This is a genomic window from Kitasatospora sp. NPDC059577 (assembly GCF_042735475.1).
Taxonomy (GTDB): Bacteria; Actinomycetota; Actinomycetes; order Streptomycetales; family Streptomycetaceae; genus Kitasatospora.
Map to the genome: position 1 here is coordinate 60,227 of NZ_JBHWBZ010000035.1, position 2,616 is coordinate 62,842.

Sequence of the window (2,616 nt, forward strand, 5' to 3'; positions counted from 1 at the left end):
CTCGCGGCTATCCGCGATACAGGTGGGGTGGGGGGGATGGTATTTTTAAATAGCGCCCCGCGGCAAACCCCCCCGGCCCCGGCCCGCCCCCGGGGGGGGGCCGCGGCGTCATGTCCGCCCGGTGCGCGCCACGCCGGGCCGCCCCACTCCCGGCCGACGCCCCGTCAGTCCCACGGCCCAGCCCTGGTGGCGACCCCATCCGGGCGACCGTACCGTCGACTCGGCCGCACCCACCGGCCGTCACCGTCCGGGCACAGCGCGTCAGTCCACACCGCCGGCCCGGGCTCCGACACCCCACGAACACCGCGCGCGCCGAAAGACAGGTCACCACTCATGCCCACGCGACGGGTCCACCACCTCGCCGCGGCCACCGCCGCCGCCACCGCCCTGACCACTGCCCTCACCGCCCTGGCCGCCGTGCCCCCGGCCCACGCGGCCGCCGGCACGTTGCACCTCGTCCAGCCGGGCGAATCGGTTCAGCAGGCCGTCGACGCCGCGAAGCCCGGCGACACCGTCCAACTGCTCCCCGGCACCTACCGGGGCAGCGTCCGCATCACCACCGCCGACCTCACCCTGCGCGGATCCGGCGCCGACACCGTGATCACCCCCGGCACCGGCACGGAGAACGCCTGCGCCACCGCCGGGCACGGCATCTGCGTGGTCGGCACCGAGCAGGCCCCGCTGGCCGGCACCACGATCGAGGCCCTCGCCGTCACCGGCTTCACCAAGAACGGCATCGACGCCAGCGGCACCACCGGCCTGACCGTCCGTGCCACCTACGTCCACCACAACGCCCAGCAGGGCATCAGCCAGGAGATGTCCACCAAGGCCACCATCATCGGCAACCGCTCGACCGACAACGGCCAGTCCGGCGTCTTCCTCGCCAACTACGCCTACCGCGAGGGCGGCGCGCCCGACACCGGCGGCACCGTGGTCGAGGGCAACGAGCTGACCGGCAACCGGGTCGGCGTCACCGTCCGCCGGCTGCGCGCACTGACCGTCGAAGGCAACGACATCAACGGCAACTGCGGCGGCGTCTTCGTGGTCGGCGACGAGGGCGTGCCCCGCGCCGGGGACCTCGACGTGCGGCACAACAGGGTCGTCGCCAACAACAAGTTCTGCCCGGCCAACCCGCGCCTGGGCGCCATCCAGGGCGCCGGCATCGTGCTCACCGGCACCGAGGACACCCGGGTCACCGACAACGAGGTCCGCGACAACACCGGCAGCTCGGACTTCTCCGGCGGCATCGTCCTCTTCAAGAGCGCCGTCGGCACCTCCAACACCCGGGCCGTCGTCACCGACAACCACCTGAGCGGCAACGCCCCGGCCGACCTCGCCGACCGCGACGCCGGCGCCGGCAACACCTTCGCCCGCAACACCTGCGAGCGTTCCGAGCCCTCCGGCCGCTGCTGAGCACCCCGACCCCCCGCCGCCCACCCCCAAGGAACCGCGAATGACCACCGCACCCACCCACACCGGCCCGCAGGCCGCGATGCGCCTGCGCGAACTCGTCTTCGGCGCGGCCTGCGCCGCCGCCGTCCGCGCGGCCGCCAGGCTCGGCGTCGCCGACGCGCTCGGCGACAGCCCGACCGCCGTCACCGATCTCGCCGCCGCGCTCGACACCGAACCCCGCCAGCTGCGCCGCCTGCTGCGCGCGCTCACCTGCTACGGCATCTTCGCGGAGAGCGGGGACGACCGCTTCGAGCACACCGAGATGTCCCGGCTGCTGCGCGAGGACGCCCCCAACTCCCTGCGCTACATCTCCCTCTGGTGCACCGAGCCGTGGACCTGGGAGGCCTGGCCCAAGCTGGACGAGGCGGTCCGCTCCGGCCGCAACGTCTTCCCCGAGCTGTTCGGCAAGGAGTTCTTCGACTACCTGCACAGCGAGGGCGGCGACTCGGCGAAGGTCTTCGACAAGGCGATGACCACCTCCAGCCGGCAGTCCGCCCAGGACTTCGCCGACTACCTGGACCTCACCGGCGTCGACTCGGTGGTCGACATCGGAGGCGGCCAGGGCCACGTCCTGGCCAGCCTGCTGGAGAAGCACCCGGCGCTGCACGGCACCCTGCTCGACCTGCCCAAGGTCGTCGCCGGTGCCGACCCCCGGCTGCGGGAGGGCGGCCCCTTCTCGGCCCGGGCCCGGCTGGTGCCGGGGGACTGCCGGGTGGACATCCCGGTCCGCGCCGACCTCTACATCATCAAGAACATCCTGGAGTGGGACGACGAGAGCACCCGCCGCACCCTCGCCAACGTGGTGCGGGCGGCCCGCCCCGGCGCCCGCGTCGTGGTGGTGGAGAACCTGGTCGACAACAGCCCGTCGATGCGCTTCACCACCGCCATGGACCTGATGCTGATGCTCAACGTCGGCGGCGCCAAGCACTCCGAGGAGAGCATGGTCCGGCTGATGGAGGAAGCCGGCCTGACGGTCACCGAGGTCTGCCCGGTCAACCCCTACCTGCACGCCTTCGAGGCCACCGTCCGCGGCTGACACGGCTCACGCGGCAGTCCGGCACACGACGACCGTCGGCCCCCGGGGATACCGGCTGTCTCTAATACACAACTCCCAGCCCACGAGACCAACGTATATCTCGGTTTGCGGGGTGGGGGGGTTATAGG

2 protein-coding genes are annotated in these 2,616 nt (G+C 72.6%); both read left to right on the forward strand.

Features of this window, described 5'->3' with window-relative positions; all coding sequences use genetic code 11:
* Positions 1–333 precede the first annotated feature (333 nt).
* Complete coding sequence (locus ACFV0O_RS25060; RefSeq protein ID WP_380345464.1) at positions 334–1,413, forward strand: nitrous oxide reductase family maturation protein NosD; 1,080 nt, start codon at positions 334–336, stop codon at positions 1,411–1,413.
* A 40-nt stretch (positions 1,414–1,453) separates the two neighbouring features.
* On the forward strand, positions 1,454–2,488 hold the full coding sequence (locus tag ACFV0O_RS25065; RefSeq protein ID WP_380345466.1) for a methyltransferase: 1,035 nt from the start codon (positions 1,454–1,456) through the stop codon (positions 2,486–2,488).
* Positions 2,489–2,616: the final 128 nt, after the last annotated feature.